The following is an 18,499-nucleotide window of genomic DNA, read 5'->3' as shown; positions in this document are numbered from 1 at the left end:
ATTAAAAATTTGTTATGAAGAAAAGTCTAATTCTAATGTTATTGTTTTTTGCGGTTCTGGGATCGACTATTGCGCAGGACGCAACACCAGCCGACACTACTTACTGGAGGAAAGGGTTCCTTGGAACCGCTTCTTTTACCCAGGTAAGCCTTACTAACTGGGCTGCTGGTGGTCAGAATTCTATATCACTTGGCGGCTATATGACCACATTCGCCAATTATGCCAAGGACAGGAACTCCTGGGAGAACTACCTCGAGTTGGGCTACGGTCTTATTAAACAAGGAGATGCCGATTTTCAAAAGACAAACGACAAGATAAACATTGTCAGTAAGTTTGGTAGAAAGATGTCGCAGGCAAAAGACGGCAGGCTGTACTTCTCTTCATTGATTGATTTTAGAACTCAATTTGCGCCGGGATTTTCCGCCCCTGGAGATGAAGAGTATATTTCGAAGTTTATGGCTCCAGGCTACGCTTTGGTGGCTACTGGTGTTGATATTAAGGTGAATCCCAGTTTCTCGGTCAATTTTGCACCTGTTACTGGCAAGTTCACCTTTGTAAACGATGATAGATTGGCCAATGCAGGTGCCTTTGGTGTAGAAGGAGCTGTTTTTGATACTGATGGTGTCACTGTTTTAACCCCTGGGAAGAAGGCGAGAGCTGAACTTGGTAGTTTTTTGAAAGTGAACTACAAAAAAGAGGTTGTTTCCAATGTTAACGTCGAATCGAGGCTGGAAATGTTTTCCAACTACTTGAACAACCCTCAAAACATCGATGTGAACTGGGAAAATATCATCATACTGAAGGTAAACGAGTGGCTAAGCACAAGCTTTATTACTCAGCTGATTTATGATGATGATATAAAAATTGCTCAATTCGACGAGGCGGGTGTGCAAACAGGGGCTGGGCCAAGGGTGCAATTCAAACAGCTTTTCGGGATTGGGCTAACTGTGAAGATGGGAGACAAGTTGAAAAAGTAGAAGCTTTTTGCATTTAGGAAAGAATTAATTACATTTACTCCATACTTTTTTAGCTGGGTAAAGAATTTTTTTGGGAAGGCGTTAGCCTTCCCTTTTTTGTTTCAAACGTTCGACCTTTCGTTTTTGGAAAAACTTAACCCCGGCCATAACGATTCCAAACATAAGTCCGGCGGCAGTAAATATGTCAACAATGCGTTTGTTTGCATTTAACCCGGTTGCCTGATCGAAAATGTACTTAGTGAACGAGTTGGGTAAGTGCTTTTCGCCGAGCTCTTTTTTAATGTCCCAGTGCCAGTCGGTAAGGGGGCAATAGCCGAGGCCATACCAAATGCCGAGAAATAACCAGGCCGCAATAGTGAGGGCTAATGCTATCAAATGAGCTTTCCGTGTTGCTTCAGGTATCCAACCAAACAGCACAAACAGCACAAAAGCGGTGTGAAATCCTGTTAAGAAATAGTCAAGAAATTGTAACATACGTATTAGTTTGCATCATTAATCAAGTATGCGATATGTATGTAGCTCCTTATTTTCAAATGACTGATGCTGATAAAGTCTTGGACTTCATCAAATCGAACCCATTCGGGATTCTCGTAGCAAGCCAATCAAATATACCACTAGCAAGTCACATACCATTTTGGCTGGAGGAAAGAGAGGGTAGTTATTTTCTACTAGGACACATTTCCATCGCCAATGAACTGGGTTCAGTGCTGGAAGAGGTAGATCAGGTGTTAGTCATTTTTCAGGGCAGCCATGGATATATTTCGCCGTCCTGGTATGAAAAGCAGAATGTTCCCACCTGGAACTACCAGGCCGTTCATATTTACGGATCAGCCGCACTGCTTTCCGGGCCGGAGTTGGAGGCGCATGTGAAGGAGCTGATGGACAGCTACGAATCGAATATCCCCGGAGGACGAAAATATGAGGATATGACTGCCGACTACCGGGACAAGGAGTTGCGAGGCATCAAAGGCTTCAGGATAAAAATAGAGAACGTGGAAGCTGCCTACAAGCTGAGCCAAAACAGGAATGAGAGGGATCATGCGAATATCATTGAGCAACTCAAAAAAAGCACAAATCCTCACGACCATGAGTTGGCCAGGTTGATGGAGGAAAACCGCCCGACACCAAAACAAAAAGCCGGACTATAAGCCCGGCTTCATGCTAAAACTAATGTTGAAATTCGTAATCCTTAATCCTTAAGGAAATTTCTTAGTACATAGTTCAAAATACCGCCGTTTTTCCAATAGGCAATATCGACGTTAGAGTCCAGCCTTAGTTCTGCTTTGAACTCTACTTTCGAACCGTCAGGTCTCGTTGCTATTACGTCCACTACCTTGTTAGGGGTCAAATCCTTTTCAAGGCCAAGGATGTCATACGACTCATCTCCTTTCAGCCCGAGGGTGTCTTGCGTTTGCCCGTTAGCAAATACCAAAGGAAGAACGCCCATTCCAACGAGGTTCGATCTGTGAATCCGCTCAAAGCTCTCCACGATAACCGCTTTTACGCCAAGTAAGGTCGTTCCTTTTGCAGCCCAGTCTCTGGAGGATCCTGACCCATATTCCTTGCCACCAATCACCACCAATGGTGTGCCTGCTTCCTGATATTTCATGGAGGCATCAAACACGTACATTTCCTCGCCGGTTGGATGATATTTTGTCCATCCACCTTCTTTGCTGGCCAGTTTGTTCTTAATCCTTACGTTGGCAAAAGTGCCTCGCATCATCACCTCGTGGTTGCCACGACGTGAGCCGTAAGAGTTAAAATCAGGCTTCTCAACACCATTCTTCACAAGGTATTGGCCAGCGGGGTGCTCCGGCTGAAATTTGCCAGCAGGTGAGATGTGATCGGTTGTCACCATGTCGCCCAGTTGAAGCAGCACCTTGGCACCTTTGATATTGGTTGGCTCAGGCACATCTGCTGAAATATTTTTGAAGAAAGGCGCTTCCTGAATATATGTCGACGTCTCGTCCCATTTGTAAAGATTGCCTGTAGGGGCATCCAGTTTTTGCCAAGCCTCGTCACCATCAAATACGGTGTCGTAGGTTTTCTTGTAGTCCTCAGGAGTAACCACTTTTTCCATCATTTCATTGATCTCCGCCTGAGACGGCCAAATGTCCTTCAGGAAAACAGGCTCACCATTCGGGTCAAGCCCCAGTGGTTCATTGTTCATGTCAAAGTCAACCCTTCCAGCAATGGCAAATGCAACAACCAGCATGGGTGATGCCAGGAAGTTCATTTTGATGTTCGGGTGGATGCGGGCTTCAAAGTTTCTGTTACCGGAAAGCACTGAAGCTACTACCAGGTCATTGTCGATCACAGCCTTTTGGATAGCAGGAGGCATATCGCCTGAGTTACCAATACAAGTGGTGCAACCGTAACCAACCACGTGGAACTTAAGGGCTTCCAGATAGGGGAGTAGCTCCGCCTTTTTCAGGTATTCCGTCACAACCCTTGAGCCGGGAGCCAGAGAGGTTTTTACCCATGGCTTAACGTCCAGACCTTTTTCTACCGCCTTCTGAGCAACCAGCCCGGCCCCAATCATTACGCTTGGGTTGGAAGTGTTGGTACATGAGGTAATTGCGGCAACAACCACCGACGCATCGCTCAGCTCATAGGTCATTGACCCTGATTTCATTGTTACAGAGCGCAATGCTGTGCCAGTCTGCGTAGCAGTAGCCAATGAGCCACCATCAGATGCCCAGTTTCCACCGGTTCTGACATCAGGTGTCACATACTCCCGCTTGTGGGAATCTTTCAATACACCAATTACTTTTTCTTTGGCTTCTTTCAGGAAGATTTTGTCCTGAGGACGTTTCGGGCCAGAGATAGTTGGCTCGATGCTACCGAGATCCAGTTCGATTACGTCGGTGTATTCAATTTGCTCAGAGTTATCTCTCCAAAGCATGTTTTCTTTGCAATAGGCTTCCACCATGCTCACATGGTTGGCAGGCCTGTTGGTTCTGGTCAGGTACGCCAATGTCTGGTCGTCTACAGGCCAGTGCGTATCCGTGCAGCCGAACTCAGGTGACATATTAGAGATAGTAGCCCGGTCGGGAACAGTAAGGTTGGCAAGACCTGGGCCGAATACCTCAACGATTTTCTCTACTACGCCATAGTCACGAAGCAAGCGAGTCACTGTCAGCACAAGGTCTGTCGCAGTGATGCCTTCTTTCATTTTACCGCTGATCTTCAAGCCGATTACTTCGGGAAGGGTCATGTAAATTGGCTGGCCCAGCATGGCTGCCTCTGCCTCAATGCCACCAACACCCCAGCCGAGTACGCCAATACCGTTCACCATTGGTGTGTGGGAGTCGGTACCTACCAGTGTGTCAGGGAAAAGATAACCGTCTCTTTCTATCACTCCACTTGCCAGATACTCCAGGTTCACCTGATGGCAAATGCCCATCCCTGGAGGGACAACCGTGAAGTTATCGAAGGCTTTCTGACTCCATTTAAGGAGTTTATATCTTTCTGAATTTCTTGAATATTCGAGGTCAACATTCTTGCCGTACGACAGTTGAGTGCCAAAATATTCTACCATTACCGAGTGGTCAATGACCATGGCAGCTGGTACGAGAGGATTGGTTTTCCCGATGTCTTTGCCTTTGCGGGCCACTTCTGCTCTGATAGAGGCTATGTCGACAACGGCCGGCACACCAGTGAAGTCCTGCATCAGCACTCTGGCCGGCGTGTAAGGAATTTCTTTTTTGCCCTGGGTTTGTTTCCAGTTCAAAAGCGTTTCCAGGTGCTGCTCGGTGACAGCAAAAGCGTCGTAGTTACGGATGGCGTTTTCAAGCAAAATACGGATAGAGTAGGGCAGTTTCGATACTCTTGCGTCCTTCTTGCTCAAGTCCCTCAAATTGTAATATTTGTGTGTGCCTAGAGGTGTTTTCAGCTCTTTCTCTATTCCAAAGAAATCTTTACTCATTTTTCTGTGGTTTATATCTTAAAAATCAAATTTAATTGAATTAGTGTGTAAAAGAAACGGAACTTTGGGCAACGGCACGATTTATAAAAATTATTGTACTTTCCTTTTATCACAAGTAGTAGTTCCGGATAAAAGTTCACTCGTGTGTCCCCGTTATAACCCGGAAAGAAACTTCAGCGTGTCAACGCCATCGGCATAGTCCCACAGTTCTGGCTTTTGCAATGTTCCGAAAGGAAGCGACCTGGGATATTGCCCTCTCCAGGAAGCGATGGCCTGAATCTTTTCCTCATTAGCCACTAGTTTTTGTGACAAGGCAGCTTCGTCTTCATAGCATTCGTAATACACCACTGAGACGGGCGAAACAAGGTCGGTGCTTTCCCGGAAAAGGGAGAATCCAGAGTCAAGGTGGGGTTCTCCGTTTACCAGCATAATGGACTTGTGGTAATCGTAGTTGTTTCTGTACTTATGGTGCTCCAGCAGCTGATTGAAAGGTTGAATGGCGTCGAGCAGAGTAGGTAATGCATAACCTGCAGGCACATAAAGCTTGGATACATTTCTGCAGCCAAGGCCAAAGTAGCTGAACAGGTCGTCGCCGAGCGCCAGCAGATCCTCCAAAGATTCCTCACCTGAAATGATAGCACACGAGGTTCTGTTTTTCCTGATAATGTTGGGCACCTTCGAGAAGTAGTATTCGAAATAGCGAGACGAGTTGTCGCTGCCGGTGGCAATGACGGCTTCCATGTCGTTGAGCCTTTCTACCACTGCTACTTGCCTGCCCAGCTCAGGCTGAATCTCGTTGAGCGAGTCGATAATAAAACGAATGAGGGCACTGTCCTGAGAACTGGGTTTTACCAATGCTCTGTGCCCGGCAATGATAACGGACAAAAGATCGTGAAAGCCCACCATGGGAATGTTACCTGCCATCACGAGACCCACTTTTTTTGGTTTGCCGTTAGTAAATGTATAGGAAGAAGTCCATTGTGTTAGTTTCTCCTTTGAGAGAAAATTGAGAATGCCCTGCCAGGCAAGGTGAAGGCTCTCCTTTGTGAACCAAGGGTTTTCATTGGCTGCCCGTAGAAACAGGTCACTTTTCGCAGCCTCATTCAGCTCTTTTAAGTAGTCGCCCAGGGCGGATATTGCATTTACTCTTTCCTCTAACTTCATTTTGGATTATTTTGCAAAGCAAAAATAAATTGGAACTCAAACATTCCATTTCTACTTTTGTTTGGTAAAGGTAATTGTAGAATCAAAAATTAAGTATCAATATGGCAATAATGATCACCGATGAGTGTATCAACTGTGGTGCATGCGAGCCAGAATGCCCCAATACCGCTATCTATGAAGGCGGTGTGGAGTGGACCTGGGCTGGCGGAACCAAGCTTACTCAGGTTGAGCTTGAAGACGGAACAGTAGTTGACGGAAACGAAGCTCAACAGCCATTTTCTGATGAGTTCTATTATATAGTGTCTCAAAAGTGTACTGAGTGCACTGGATTTCACGAAGAACCACAGTGTGCTGCGGTGTGTCCGGTTGACTGTTGTGTGGATGACCCAGACTACAGAGAAACAGTGGAAGAGCTTACCGCTAAGAAGACCTGGCTACACGACGAATAGTATTCAGATATGTGTGAATGAAAGCGGCATAAGCCGCTTTTTTTGTGCCATTCTAGTTAAGTTTTGTCCTTTTAATGAGGTAGCCCGTCAATATTTTGTTGATGTCGTCCTGAATGTCGGCTTCAACCAGGTCTATTTTTAGCTGACCACATCTTAGCTTGAGGGTGCTGGCAAACTCTGCCACAGCCTTGTGGTACGACTCTTTTACCTGTGAAGGCGTCAGCTTAATTTTTTCTCCACCCTCCAAATCCATGAACTCGTAAGGCCGATCCTCGAAAGAGAAATCAATCTCAGTCGACTTGTCGGTAACATGAAACATCAATACTTCGTGCCGGTTGTGTTTCAAATGCTGCAGCGCCGAAAATATTTGTTCGTGGTCGGCGTAGTTTTGAAACATGTCGCTGAAGATGATGACGAGCGAACGTTTGTGGATTTTTTCTGCTACCTGATGCAGCACTTCAGCAACATTGGTTTTTTTGAGGGTAGGAGTGCTTTCCAGCAGGCCATTGAGCAAAATGAAAAGCTTTTGGATATGGCTGGACGTAGATTTTACCTGTGTTTGAAGCTCAATTTCTTCTGCAAAGGTGAAAAGACCGACGGCATCACGTTGCTTGTGAAGCAAATAAGCCAAAGCCGCCGCCGCCAGAGCGGAAAACTTAATTTTGCCGTGTGTTTTTTCGGGATAGTACATGGACGAGGAGTGATCCAACACGATGTAGCAGCGCAGGTTGGTCTCTTCTTCAAATCGCTTGGTGTATATCCTGTCCGTTCTGGCAAACACCTTCCAGTCGATATGGCGGGTGCTTTCTCCGGTATTATATAGCCGGTGTTCAGCAAACTCGACTGAAAAGCCATGGTAGGGTGATTTGTGCATTCCCGTGATGAAGCCCTCTACCATTTGTCGGGCTAAAAATTCTAACCCACCGTATTCCTTTACCTTGCTGAAATCAACCTTCATTTGAATTAATTAATAACATTGACTAAGTGAATGTCTCTAATTATTGATTGTCATGAATTAACTTGTTATTTTTCGGATAACCAATAAATATTGTTTGGGTTACTCAATCCCATTATTGCAAAGAGGCTGAATGATCCTGGTGAGTGTTTTGCGTATTTTCTATTTTGAACGATTGTATTCAACAAATATTCGGGTATTTCCGATAAACTTTTATTTTTGACCAAACCTAAACCGGAATCAAGTGGAAGAGAATAAGGATAAAAGCAGAGGTGAAGTGTATTCTGAGAAAGTAAGGGCAGGTAAGCGAACCTATTTCTTTGACATCAAAGCCACAAAATCCAACGACTATTACCTGACTATTACCGAGAGTAAAAGGAAATTTAAGGAGGATGGGTTTTTCTACGAAAAGCATAAAATATTTTTGTACAAGGAAGACTTCGATAAGTTTATCGAAGCATTGAACGACTCGGTTAATCATGTAAAAACGGAACTTCTTCCGGGGGTTGATTTTTCACAGTTCGAAGTGAAAATGGAAGCAGGGGGCGACGAAGATATTCCCGAAGATGATTCAGAGTTGAAGTGGGATTGATCTGATTCTTCAAACAATATTTTGCGAGCCCTTGGTATACAAGGGCTTTCTTTTTTTACTTTAGGCACATGGTTAGACGAATGCTGCTCTACCTGCTTTTGATGCTGGTTGTCCTGGTGTTTATTAGCTGGTATTTCTCCAACATATTTATTTATCTGATCTTCTCATTGGTTTTAGCGACCCTGCTTAGGCCACTAACCAACACCATCCATCAGATCCACGTTCTTAACAACAGAATTCCAAGGCCAATTGCCATCATTTTCTCGTTTTCGATAGTCATTGTCGTAGTTACGCTCTTTGTGATGCTGTTTATCCCACTTTTCAGCGAACAGGTGAAGGTGCTTTCACAAATAAGCTACGATTCGGTACTGACATCCGTAAGCCAGCCTTTTAATAGTATAGAGCAATTTCTTATTGAGAATAAGCTGACAGTTCAGCAGGAAGGCTTTCTTTTTGAGTCGATCAGAGAGAGCCTTTTTGGGTTGCTTTCGGAGGTTGACTTTACGTTGCTGTTGAATAACCTGATATCGGTGACCGGAGGGCTTTTGGTTGGTTTCCTGGCGGTGTCATTTATCACCTTCTTTCTTTTGCTGGAGAACGGGATTTTAAGGAGGCAAATCATTGCTCTGATACCTAATCAGTATTTTGAGGTGTTTATAGCAGCGATGTTTAAGATAGAAAAACTTCTGAGCAACTATTTGATTGGGCTGCTTTTCCAGATGGCCTCCATCTTCAGCATTGCGTCTTTGGGCTTGTCGATACTAGGGGTAAAGTACGCATTGACGATTGCTGTATTTGCAGCGGTAGCCAACCTTATTCCCTACCTCGGGCCAATGCTGGGTGCCAGTTTTGGGATAGTAGTGGGCGTTTCAACTAGTGGAGATATTAGCCTTTCTCAGGATCTTTTGATTATAGTGGTGAAAATTCTGTCGGTGTTTGGTATTGTGCAAGCTGCCGACAACATATTGTTGCAGCCGCTCATTTTCTCAAAAAGTGTAAAAGCCCATCCATTAGAAATATTTGTTATTATCTTTGCCGGCGCAACAATTGCAGGTATCCCCGGAATGATAGCAGCCATCCCTACGTACACAATCTTAAGAGTGTCTACAATTGAGGTTTATGCTGGCTTTAAGGGGTATCAGATATTCAAAAAGTAACAATTGATCATATTTCATGGGATTGCAATGTGGGATTGTGGGACTGCCTAATGTAGGCAAGTCGACACTGTTTAATGCTCTTTCGAATGCTAAGGCCGAGGCGGCCAATTACCCGTTTTGTACAATTGAGCCCAATGTGGGCGTGATCACTGTGCCCGACGAAAGACTGCAGGTGCTGGAGAAATTGGTTCATCCTGAGAAAATCATTCCGACTTTTATCGAATTTGTGGACATTGCAGGCCTTGTGAAGGGTGCCAGCAAGGGTGAAGGGTTGGGTAATAAATTTCTTGGCAACATCCGGGAAGTAGATGCAGTCATCCATGTAGTGAGGTGCTTCGAAGACGACAACATCGTGCACGTGTCCGGCACGGTAAACCCGGTGGAAGACAAAGAGGTGATTGACACTGAACTTCAGTTGAAGGATTTGGAGTCGGTTGATAAAAAGATACAGCGTCTTGAGAAAATAGCCAAATCGGGTGACGCCAAGGCACGGACTGAGCTGGGATATGTGCAGGCTTATAAGAAGCATTTGGAGTCTGGCAAGAATGCCAGAGTGCTTGATATGCCTGAAGCAGGCAGAGAAGCCGTGGCAGATTTGCAGCTGCTCACCATAAAACCGGTTATTTATGTAGCCAATGTGGATGAGGGTTCGTTGCCAGCGGGTAACCAATGGGTGGAGAAGTTGAAGGCGTCTGTTGCAGAAGAAAATGCCGAAGTGGTCATCCTTTGTGCCGCTATAGAGTCGCAGATAGCCGAGCTGGAAGATCTCGATGAAAGAGCACTCTTTTTAGAGGAGTATGGGCTCAAAGATTCGGGATTGAATAGACTAATTAAAGCTTCATACAATATACTTGACCTGATTACGTACTTTACAGCAGGAGTGAAGGAGGTAAGGGCATGGACCATAGAAAAAGGTTGGAAGGCGCCTAAAGCGGCTGGCGTTATCCATACCGACTTTGAACGTGGATTTATCAGGGCAGAGGTAATAAAATTGGCCGACTACGAGAAATATGGCTCCGAAAATGCTTGTAAAGAGGCTGGTAAGATTTATATTGAGGGCAAAGAATACGAAGTGCAGGATGGTGATATCATGCACTTCAGATTTAATGTTTAACCAGCTCTTTTATGCCCAGGGATGAACAATTTTTTGGATTTATTGTTTTTCTCATGAACATTTTAAGTACGAGGAAAATGGAGTTTGATTGTTCAGGCCTATTTTCTACATAATTTTTACGCTATTGAGGGTACGTATCGTTTTTCAAGTTAAGAATAAGGGAGGGTTTGTTCCCTTCCATCACCAGTATCTTTTAGCTCAGCTTATTAAGGGAATGCTCGTAAAAGGAGGTCAGAAGGAGTTTATCGACTACCCTTTTTACAATTTCAGCGGCCTTAAAGGACAGACAAAGATAAGCAGGCAAGGTTTGCATTTTTACAGCCGGAGAGTTACGCTGGTTGTTGCAAGCAATAACAAGGCTTTTATCGACTACTTCCTCAGGGTGTTGTTTACCTTTCCTAAGGTAGATATTGGCAACTTAATGCTAGAGCCGGAGGCAGTGGAGCTGGAGGATCATCCGGAAATAACTGATGCCTCAAGGTATATTTGCATTTCGCCTATCGTAGTGCTTCAGCCGTCTTTGTATGACGCAGAAGCTAAAAAATTCATTTCACCAGAAACAGACACCTTCTCTGATCTCCTTTTTGAATCCACCATTCAAAGGATGGAGCAAGCCGGAGAAGATCCTCAGAAAATTGAAGGTATTGGTAAGTTTCAGTTGGTTCCTGATGAGGACTATTTAAATAAAATAAGGGAAAGTCAAAAGAAGTTCGCCAGGATATACCCGCTGTATGATCAGGACTTGAAATACGAAATAAGGGGCTATACCTTTCCTTTTGTCCTTTATGCACCTAAGGTGGTTCAGGAGTTTATTTTCACCTGTGGGTTGGGGCAGTTTTGCCACAAGGGCTTCGGTATGCTTGACATCGCCAATGCCGATCCAAGCAAGAGAGCGGTTACCTATGAGTTCGCTGAAACTACTACCTGATCAGTTTTTCGGGCCGTTGTGGATGATGCTCTGGTAGCCGACAAGTCGATCTACAAATGACCCGGGAGTTTTAAAGTAAACGAACACTTCGTATTCATTTTCAGCCTGGAAGTTGTACCCTTCAAACATGTAGGGATCAATGTCGTTCCCTTTTGCCCAATACATATAATTGTAAAATCCCTGCTTTAGCAACAAGGATGCGGTGTACATGCCCGAGAGATCATCGTAGACCAACCTGTTCTGAGGGGTTTTCTGCCAGTCGTTAAAGCCGCCGATTACGTACACTTCGGTTGCTTCAACTTTTTCTGTTTCCAGGAAAAACATCACCTTCACATAGTCGGTCTGTAAATCACTGGTGTTAGGCTCTGTGGAACCGATGAAAAAGTTGCCGTCAAGGTCCTGCATTCTGCTGTAGGGCTCGCTGAACCGGGAGGCGTCTTTCAAAAGTAATGCCCTTATTTCATTTTGGCTTTTTTCTATTTTGCCCACATTGCGACCGTTGTAACTCAGCGATCGGATATCGAAGAACCTGAATTCTCTTGTTGATTTGAAATTGTTCTGGAGCGTAAAATTTCGGTACTCCATATAGCTCTGGTCTTCTCTCACCAGCGTGGGTTTCAGGTTGAGAATGGCGTTGTCCCACCTTCTGTTTTGGCGCACCATTACCTTAAAGTCGTTGTAAGCATTGGTCGACGTTAGTCCGCCATAGTTAACAGAGAATTCAACCTGGTGATTTTCTTCTCTTTCTGCAACACTCGACGAAATCCGAACCTCCATTTGGATATCCGCCCCGCCTTCGAACACCATAAAACGCCTGCTTAATATGATATCTGATTTGTTTGTTCCCCGATACACTACTACTACATAGTTTCCGGATTTTTTCACCCTAGGAAGCTCAAGCGAGTATTGCGTGTAAGGAACGATGGTGCTTTGGGAGTACTGATAGTTGTTGACAGGGTAGGAGTTGTACTCATTGAGAAACTCCATGTCGGTAAGGGCCGATCGCTCCCAATTAAAATTGCAGTGAACGATGTAGGCGTTGTATTGCTGGAAGTCACTTAGAATTTCATCAAATTTGAGTGTGAGCGCTGAAGGTTGGCTGATATGCACGATAGGGGGCTGCATAGTATCTTCAGTTTTTCCGGAATTTGGAAAAAGGCGAACCAACCTGATGTTATCTTCGTATGATCTGTCGCTGAGCTCCAGAACAGCGTCCGAAGTGCTGGTATTGGCAACTTGCTCGAGGGGAAGGCAGCCAGTGAAAAATAAGCAGAAAATGACTAGGAGTAAGAAGTAGTTGAGATGTTTCATCGATAGCTAAACGAACGGCAACTAAATTCATTTTCTACAAATCTGCATAATTCCAACCATTTTTTCAGACCTGGTGTCATAAAAGTCAAAACCTAAACCGATAACTCGCAGAATGCCTACTGATGAAGAGTTGATAGAGGGATGTGCCAAAGAGGACAGACACATGCAATATCAGCTATACCAAAAGTATAGTGGGCAGATGTATGCCATTTGTTTGAGGTACTGCAAAATGCAGCAGGAAGCTGAAGATGTTTTGCAGGAAGGATTTGTGAAGGTATTCAACCACATCAAAACATTCCGTAAGGAGTCATCGCTATTTTACTGGATCAAGCGGATCGTGATTAACACTGCGCTCAATCATCAGCGCAACAAGCTTTATATGTATCCGATGGTGGATGTGGCTGAGTTACGGCAACCATCGACGAATCACGACATGCTTGCGGGACTTCAACTGGAAGATTTAATGGGAATGATTCAGGATCTTCCGTCGGGGTGTCAGACAATATTTAACCTGTATGCTATTGAAGGGTATAAACATCATGAAATAGCAGAGCTCCTTGGTGTTACCGAGGGAACCTCCAAGTCGCAGTATGCCAGAGCAAAGCAGCTGCTACAGGAGAAACTTGAGAAATTAGAAAGTACAAATTATGGAAGCCGCAGATAACAACGAATTTTTCGAAAGCCAGTGGCGACAGGCTTTTGACGGAGCCAGCGTGCCACCGTCTCCTATGGTGTGGGAGAGAGTAGAAGCAAGGCTTGCCACTCAAAAAGAAGGAAAGTACAGGAAGGCCATCTTTTACTACAGATGGGCAGCTGCCGCCATGACAACCGTCGCCGTTGGTTTGGGTGTGGCACTTTTGCTCAATGGAACCTCCTCTCTGGTTGACAATGAGATTGCTGGCAACACCAAAGAGAACGCTGCCAATTCTCAAGCCGCACAAAGCCCTGAACTTAGGGATATGAAGATGGAAAATGAAGTAGCTTCCACAACCTCCACACTCACCGAAGATGATAAGCCTGATTTTTATCAAAAGGATACTAAGCCCTTTTTGGCGGTAGCTACAGTTGGTAATAGTGGTAGTGAAGCTGCCAAGCAGGAGTTAACTCCGATAGACGAGACTTCAGCCTCTGAAGAAAATATGTTTGATGTGGCTATCCCTTCTGTTACCGGCATTTTCAGTTCCGAAACGCTGGCCAGTAACTTATCGAAACTGGAGGTGAATCACTTGTATGGTGTGGTACGTCCCATGCAGCGAAAAAAGAAGGAAATGGGAGATCAGCCTTTGTTGGCTGGCCTTGGAGTTGGTAGTGGTACTTTTAATCCTAATTATGGTTTCCGGTCTGGAGGCAACTTGTTTGCTTCTGCCAGCGCCGACGAAGCCTCTCTTGTAGCAGAAAACAGTGGAGAGCTAAAGACAAATGATTTTAACGCCGCCAATGGGCTGGTTGGAGCTGTTTCTTCCAGAACATACAATGAGTCGAACGCACAGGGCGGAACGTTCTCATTTGGAGCAAGCATTGGTAAACGCATTTTCAGGAAAATTCTGTTGCATACGGGGCTTCAATATGGAAGGTACAATAGCAACGGAAGTACCAACCTGGTGTTGAACGACGAGTCGAACGATAAGCGTTATGCGCTGAATCAGGTGAGTCTGTTGAGTGATGACATTCAGAATGTGTTTTCATCCTCACAATACTCCTACGATGGAGAAAGAACGAAAATCACCAATACGTATGAGTTCATTTCTGTGCCGGTAAAGGTCGGCGTGATTCTGTTGGACAGGCGGGCCGGGATCGTTTTGAACACCGGTGTTTCTAATGAGTTTTTGCTCGGGAGTGTGATAAAAGGCAAAGACCTTGAGGATGTGAGAACAAAATCTGGAGACCAATCGCCTTACCGGAGCGTGTATTTAAATGGGACTCTTGGCTTGGAGGTTAATTACGCCATCAACAGTCACTATAAAGTCGTTGTGGAACCGTATTACCGCCAGGCGATTACAAGCCTGACCAAGAACACTGATGGATATGCTAGTGCGCCAAGGCTATGGGGAGTGCAGGCGGGCGTTCGGTATGAGCTGAGATAGGTTTCCAACCAATCGGCATATGACAGTGTCATTTGTGCACACCTATTCTTTTAGTATATGAAATAGCCATAGCGAATTCCATTGCCAACGGACATGAAAAAATTTATCGAACATGCGATTTTCATTTTCAAGGAGATGGTGGCTATTCCATCTGGCCGCTTAAAAAAAATATATTCAGATGAATGCAGAATTTCACCCCCACGAAGTCAAAGACATTTTCAGAATCACGGTTGTGTCAATTGTGATATTGATTGTCATAGGTTTTCTGTCGACCGGTTGTACCGACACTTGTGAAGTAGACAGGTCGTATACCTATTTCAAGCCGGTATACACCACAACGGAAGAAATTAGAAGCGCAGTAGCTTTTGGTACTCCTCAATCTGTTAACCAGCCCGGAAAAATCTACTTCAAGGATGGCATCCTTTTTATCAACGAAGTAGGTGAGGGCATTCACATTATTGACAACACGAACCCATCTTCGCCCCGTCAGCTGTCTTTTGTTACCATTCCAGGCAACTTTGATATGGCCGCCAAAGGAAATTACCTGTACGCTGACAGCTATATCGACTTATTGGTATTTGACATCTCAAATGTCAATGATGTCAAGATGGTGAAGCGGGTGGAAGGTGCTTTTCAGGAGTTCGCCAACCTGCCGTTCAACTTTGACGCATGGAGCGGTGTGGTTACTTCCTACGAAGAGGCCAGCGTAGCTGAGGTTAGTGAAATCGACTGCCAGACTGGCGGCGGAGGCCTGATCTACTATGCCGTTGATGCAGAGTCTGCGGTTGGTTTCGCATCAGGTACTAAGTTTGTCGCTAATACTTCGGGCGCCGCACCAGCCACCACCTCTGCCGATGCAGGTGTAGGTGGATCAATGGCCAGGTTTGCCATTTATGAAGACTTCCTTTACACTATCGACGCCAGTTCGTTGTATTTATTCGACATCACACAGCTTGATGACCCACAGTCGGGTGCCAGAGTAGACATTGGCTGGGGAATAGAGACACTGTTTCCCTATGAAGATAAGCTGTTTATAGGTGCCAATAACGGCATGCACATTTACGACAATGCAAATCCGGAAGCACCGGAGCACCTTTCAACGTACCAGCACATTCAAAGCTGCGACCCTGTGGTTGTAGAAGGCGACTACGCATATGTGACGCTAAGGTCAGGCAATGCTTGTCAGGGGTTCACCAATCAGCTCGAGATTGTTGACATATCAGATTTAAAAAATCCAAAATCGTTTCAAACCTATCCGATGCAAAACCCACATGGACTGGGGGTAGATGGAAAGTGCCTGTTTATCTGCGAAGGGGAGTTTGGCCTCAAGCTTTTTGATAAAACAGATCTGACAGCCATAGATGACCATTTGGTGGCCAACTATACCAATATGCATGCTTTTGACGTCATTCCACTCAATGGTGTACTGATGATGATCGGAGAAGACGGCCTGTACCAATATGAGTATGACTGTGAAGGAAAGCTTGAGCTGTTGAGCACAATACCTGTGTTAGCTTTGTAGCCTGACCGATGAGTAATCAAACTACTAAAAATATCATTTTCAACCGGAAGGGATGGCTCCTGTGGGGCTGTCTCTTTTATTTTTTTGCGCCTGCACAGCTTATGGCACAGATGCAGGTAAAGGACAAGGCCAGAATAGAAAAAATAGGCGTTGTGCGGGGTAAAGTGCTTGAATACAATGCCGCAGGGGACTTTGTTTTTCTCCGGACAACGGGAGACACCCTCATAGTAGATGCCGGCAGGGTGATGAACACGAAGATTATTCACTCTCTGAAAATGCCAACCAAGGGGATGTTTTGGCATTCTGCTGAGTTCGGTCTCGATTTTGGCAAGGCCAACCAGTGGGATGTGGCTTCGCCGTACTTGTACCTTGAAACAAACCATGCCTATGTAGTTAATCGGTTTTTGCAGCCGGGCATCGGTGTTGGCTACCAGCAGGCAGGCGATTTCCGTATCATGCCGGTGTTTTTAAGCCTCACAGGCGACCTTTATCGAAGCCGGGTAACTCCCTTTTATTTCTCAAACGTGGGCTATGGCCTGGGCTGGGCAAGGTCGAACGACTGGGGAAATTACGACAAAGTGAGAGGTGGCTTTTTGTGGCATATTGGAGGTGGTTTGAAAATCGCCGGTCGGAACAATGCAGTGTATTTGAAGTCCGGGTACAAGATTCAGAATATTTATTCAGAAGCCAGTATCCCTAATTGGTGGGGAACAACAGGCGGCTTCGAAAACATAGCCAGAACCATCCGAAGAGTATATTTCGGAGTATCAATGGCTTTCTAAGATTTCATTCGTCTTTGATCCACTCCCCATTTCTGTACAGGTATTCGATTGTTACCTCGCCGTCGGTATTGTACCATTTCGCAATGCCTTCCCTCACGCCATTCTCGTAGGGGCTCTCCTCCATCAAGTTGCCATTGTCGTGATAGAGTCTCAACATGCCATTTAGCTTACCGAACTGATAGGTACGTTCTTCCCTTATGTTTTTTCTGTTGTATTTAACATAGGTGCCATGCAGCTGACCATCGAAAAAATAGGCCTTTTCTGTCACCTGCCCGTTTTCATCTACAATCACCTGCGGGCCTTGTTTTTTGCCTTTCACATAGCTGGTAACCATTTTTACCACTCCAGTCGGATAGTATTCTGTCCAGCTGCCTTCCTTTTGCCCATTCAAGTAGTCGCCCTCCGCTGTTATCTTATCGTTGATGTCGAGCACATGTACCTTCACAAGAGATTCATCGCCAGGGTAGGGTGTTCGTACCGCGCTGGGGGGGAGGTCAGCAAATGCGGGACCGTCACTCACCGTTTGTGATTGCGAACAACCAAGAAAAAGTCCTGCAAGAAAGATGGAGTTGATAATAGTTGCCTTCATTTTTGATCAGATTTTTTCAGATCGAAAAATAAAAAGAAGTTCTCTTTAACAAAACATGTATTTTAGAAGAAATGCGTTCATGATTCAGTTTTTGAAATTACTTTTGCATCCGCTTAGTGCATGTTGAATATTAAAGAGTTTGCTGCGTGGAAAAAGTAAAGAAGATTCTTGAAAGCGATCGTTTTCAGTATTTCATCATAGGACTTATTGTACTGAATTCAATCACTATTGGGCTTGAAACATCTCCCACCATAATGGCCTTCACAGGAGATTGGCTTTACCTGCTCGATGAGGTCATTTTGGGGATTTTTGTTGTCGAGCTATTGGTAAAGCTGCTGGTTTACCGGGCCAAATTCTTTGGCGAATCGTGGAACATCTTTGACCTTTCCATCGTGCTGCTTGCGTTGATCCCCTCAGCCGGTAACTTGTCTATTCTCCGTACGCTCAGGATACTCCGCACACTTAGATTACTGAAGAATGTACCGAAGCTGAGGATCATTATTGAAGCCCTTCTAAAATCGATTCCCAGCATTGGCTGGATAGGTGTGCTGGTAATGATCATCTTTTACATTTTCGCTGTTATAGGCACCAGCCTTTATGGAGAACAGTTTCCACAGTGGTTTGGTAACCTTGGAGCCTCCATGTTCACGCTGTTTCAGATAATGACGCTGGAGAGCTGGGCCTCGGGCATAGCGAGGCCGGTGATGGAGCAGCTGCCCAATGCCTGGGTGTTCTTCGTGCCATTTATACTCCTGGCTACGTACACCACGCTCAATATTTTTATCGCCATTGTAGTGAACACGATGAATGAACTCCATCAATACGATATCGACGAAGAGGAGCGAAAACTTAAAGAATTTGTACACGAGGAAAACGTAGAACTTCAACACCTCCTTGAGGAGCTGAAGGCTCAGGTGGCCAGAATTGAAAAAAAGGTGAAGGGCTGA

18 protein-coding genes are annotated in these 18,499 nt (G+C 45.1%); 12 read left to right on the top strand and 6 right to left on the bottom strand.

What is annotated here, in order from left to right:
* The first annotated feature begins 14 nt into the window (after positions 1-14).
* Positions 15-977 (top strand): DUF3078 domain-containing protein, encoded by a 963-nt coding sequence (locus tag AAC052_RS10755; protein ID WP_317492294.1) that lies wholly within the window; start codon positions 15-17, stop codon positions 975-977.
* 81 nt (positions 978-1,058) lie between these two features.
* Here the strand turns inward: AAC052_RS10755 and AAC052_RS10750 are convergent, their stop codons facing one another.
* Positions 1,059-1,451, bottom strand: coding sequence for a DUF2784 domain-containing protein (locus tag AAC052_RS10750; protein WP_317492293.1), 393 nt, complete (start codon positions 1,449-1,451; stop codon positions 1,059-1,061).
* A gap of 35 nt (positions 1,452-1,486) precedes the next feature.
* Here AAC052_RS10750 and AAC052_RS10745 point away from each other — a divergent pair, with 35 nt between their 5' ends.
* A complete protein-coding gene (locus AAC052_RS10745) occupies positions 1,487-2,125 on the top strand; it encodes an FMN-binding negative transcriptional regulator (RefSeq protein ID WP_317492292.1) in 639 nt (212 codons plus the stop codon).
* Between the two features lie 41 nt (positions 2,126-2,166).
* Here the strand turns inward: AAC052_RS10745 and acnA are convergent, their stop codons facing one another.
* Together acnA and AAC052_RS10735 are read right to left on the bottom strand one after the other, a co-directional pair.
* Positions 2,167-4,905 carry an aconitate hydratase AcnA gene (gene acnA, locus AAC052_RS10740; protein ID WP_339813158.1) on the bottom strand — a complete coding sequence of 913 codons (2,739 nt, stop codon included), beginning with the start codon at positions 4,903-4,905 and terminating at the stop codon, positions 2,167-2,169.
* A 153-nt stretch (positions 4,906-5,058) separates the two neighbouring features.
* A complete protein-coding gene (locus AAC052_RS10735) occupies positions 5,059-6,069 on the bottom strand; it encodes an acyl-CoA reductase (protein ID WP_339813157.1) in 1,011 nt (336 codons plus the stop codon).
* Between the two features lie 101 nt (positions 6,070-6,170).
* Here AAC052_RS10735 and AAC052_RS10730 point away from each other — a divergent pair, with 101 nt between their 5' ends.
* Positions 6,171-6,518, top strand: a complete 348-nt coding sequence (locus tag AAC052_RS10730; protein WP_317492289.1) for a 4Fe-4S binding protein — start codon at positions 6,171-6,173, stop codon at positions 6,516-6,518.
* A gap of 52 nt (positions 6,519-6,570) precedes the next feature.
* On the opposite strand, the gene AAC052_RS10725 is transcribed toward AAC052_RS10730, so the two are convergent.
* On the bottom strand, positions 6,571-7,476 hold the full coding sequence (locus tag AAC052_RS10725) for a DUF58 domain-containing protein (RefSeq protein ID WP_317492288.1): 906 nt from the start codon (positions 7,474-7,476) through the stop codon (positions 6,571-6,573).
* 241 nt (positions 7,477-7,717) lie between these two features.
* On the opposite strand from AAC052_RS10725, the gene AAC052_RS10720 reads away from it, so the two are divergent.
* The 4 genes from AAC052_RS10720 to AAC052_RS10705 all read left to right on the top strand — a co-directional run bounded on the left by AAC052_RS10720 (position 7,718) and on the right by AAC052_RS10705 (position 11,264).
* On the top strand, positions 7,718-8,065 hold the full coding sequence (locus AAC052_RS10720) for a DUF3276 family protein (protein WP_339813155.1): 348 nt from the start codon (positions 7,718-7,720) through the stop codon (positions 8,063-8,065).
* Positions 8,066-8,133: 68 nt separating this feature from the next.
* Complete coding sequence (locus AAC052_RS10715) at positions 8,134-9,222, top strand: AI-2E family transporter (RefSeq protein WP_317492286.1); 1,089 nt, start codon at positions 8,134-8,136, stop codon at positions 9,220-9,222.
* A 16-nt stretch (positions 9,223-9,238) separates the two neighbouring features.
* Positions 9,239-10,336 (top strand): redox-regulated ATPase YchF, encoded by a 1,098-nt coding sequence (gene ychF, locus AAC052_RS10710; protein ID WP_317492285.1) that lies wholly within the window; start codon positions 9,239-9,241, stop codon positions 10,334-10,336.
* Between the two features lie 214 nt (positions 10,337-10,550).
* Positions 10,551-11,264 carry a CRISPR-associated endoribonuclease Cas6 gene (locus AAC052_RS10705; RefSeq protein WP_317492284.1) on the top strand — a complete coding sequence of 238 codons (714 nt, stop codon included), beginning with the start codon at positions 10,551-10,553 and terminating at the stop codon, positions 11,262-11,264.
* Here AAC052_RS10705 and AAC052_RS10700 read toward each other — a convergent pair whose 3' ends face one another.
* Complete coding sequence (locus AAC052_RS10700) at positions 11,265-12,389, bottom strand: type IX secretion system plug protein domain-containing protein (RefSeq protein ID WP_339813152.1); 1,125 nt, start codon at positions 12,387-12,389, stop codon at positions 11,265-11,267.
* Positions 12,390-12,687: 298 nt separating this feature from the next.
* On the opposite strand from AAC052_RS10700, the gene AAC052_RS10695 reads away from it, so the two are divergent.
* The 4 genes from AAC052_RS10695 (at position 12,688) to AAC052_RS10680 (ending at position 16,963) form a co-directional block, all read left to right on the top strand.
* On the top strand, positions 12,688-13,239 hold the full coding sequence (locus tag AAC052_RS10695) for an RNA polymerase sigma factor (protein WP_317492282.1): 552 nt from the start codon (positions 12,688-12,690) through the stop codon (positions 13,237-13,239).
* Positions 13,223-14,659, top strand: coding sequence for a hypothetical protein (locus AAC052_RS10690; RefSeq protein ID WP_317492281.1), 1,437 nt, complete (start codon positions 13,223-13,225; stop codon positions 14,657-14,659). Before AAC052_RS10695 ends, AAC052_RS10690 begins: the two co-directional genes overlap by 17 nt.
* 178 nt (positions 14,660-14,837) lie before the next feature.
* A complete protein-coding gene (locus AAC052_RS10685; protein WP_317492280.1) occupies positions 14,838-16,181 on the top strand; it encodes a hypothetical protein in 1,344 nt (447 codons plus the stop codon).
* 8 nt (positions 16,182-16,189) lie between these two features.
* Complete coding sequence (locus tag AAC052_RS10680) at positions 16,190-16,963, top strand: hypothetical protein (protein ID WP_339813149.1); 774 nt, start codon at positions 16,190-16,192, stop codon at positions 16,961-16,963.
* Positions 16,964-16,967: 4 nt separating this feature from the next.
* On the opposite strand, the gene AAC052_RS10675 is transcribed toward AAC052_RS10680, so the two are convergent.
* Positions 16,968-17,552 carry a toxin-antitoxin system YwqK family antitoxin gene (locus AAC052_RS10675; RefSeq protein WP_317492278.1) on the bottom strand — a complete coding sequence of 195 codons (585 nt, stop codon included), beginning with the start codon at positions 17,550-17,552 and terminating at the stop codon, positions 16,968-16,970.
* A gap of 146 nt (positions 17,553-17,698) precedes the next feature.
* Between AAC052_RS10675 and AAC052_RS10670 the strand changes: the two genes are divergently transcribed.
* Positions 17,699-18,499, top strand: a complete 801-nt coding sequence (locus AAC052_RS10670; protein WP_339813147.1) for an ion transporter — start codon at positions 17,699-17,701, stop codon at positions 18,497-18,499.

Source organism: uncultured Imperialibacter sp., from assembly GCF_963974565.1.
In the GTDB taxonomy this organism is placed as follows: Bacteria; Bacteroidota; Bacteroidia; order Cytophagales; family Cyclobacteriaceae; genus Imperialibacter; species Imperialibacter roseus.
This window is presented reverse-complemented; position numbering and strand designations above follow the sequence as displayed.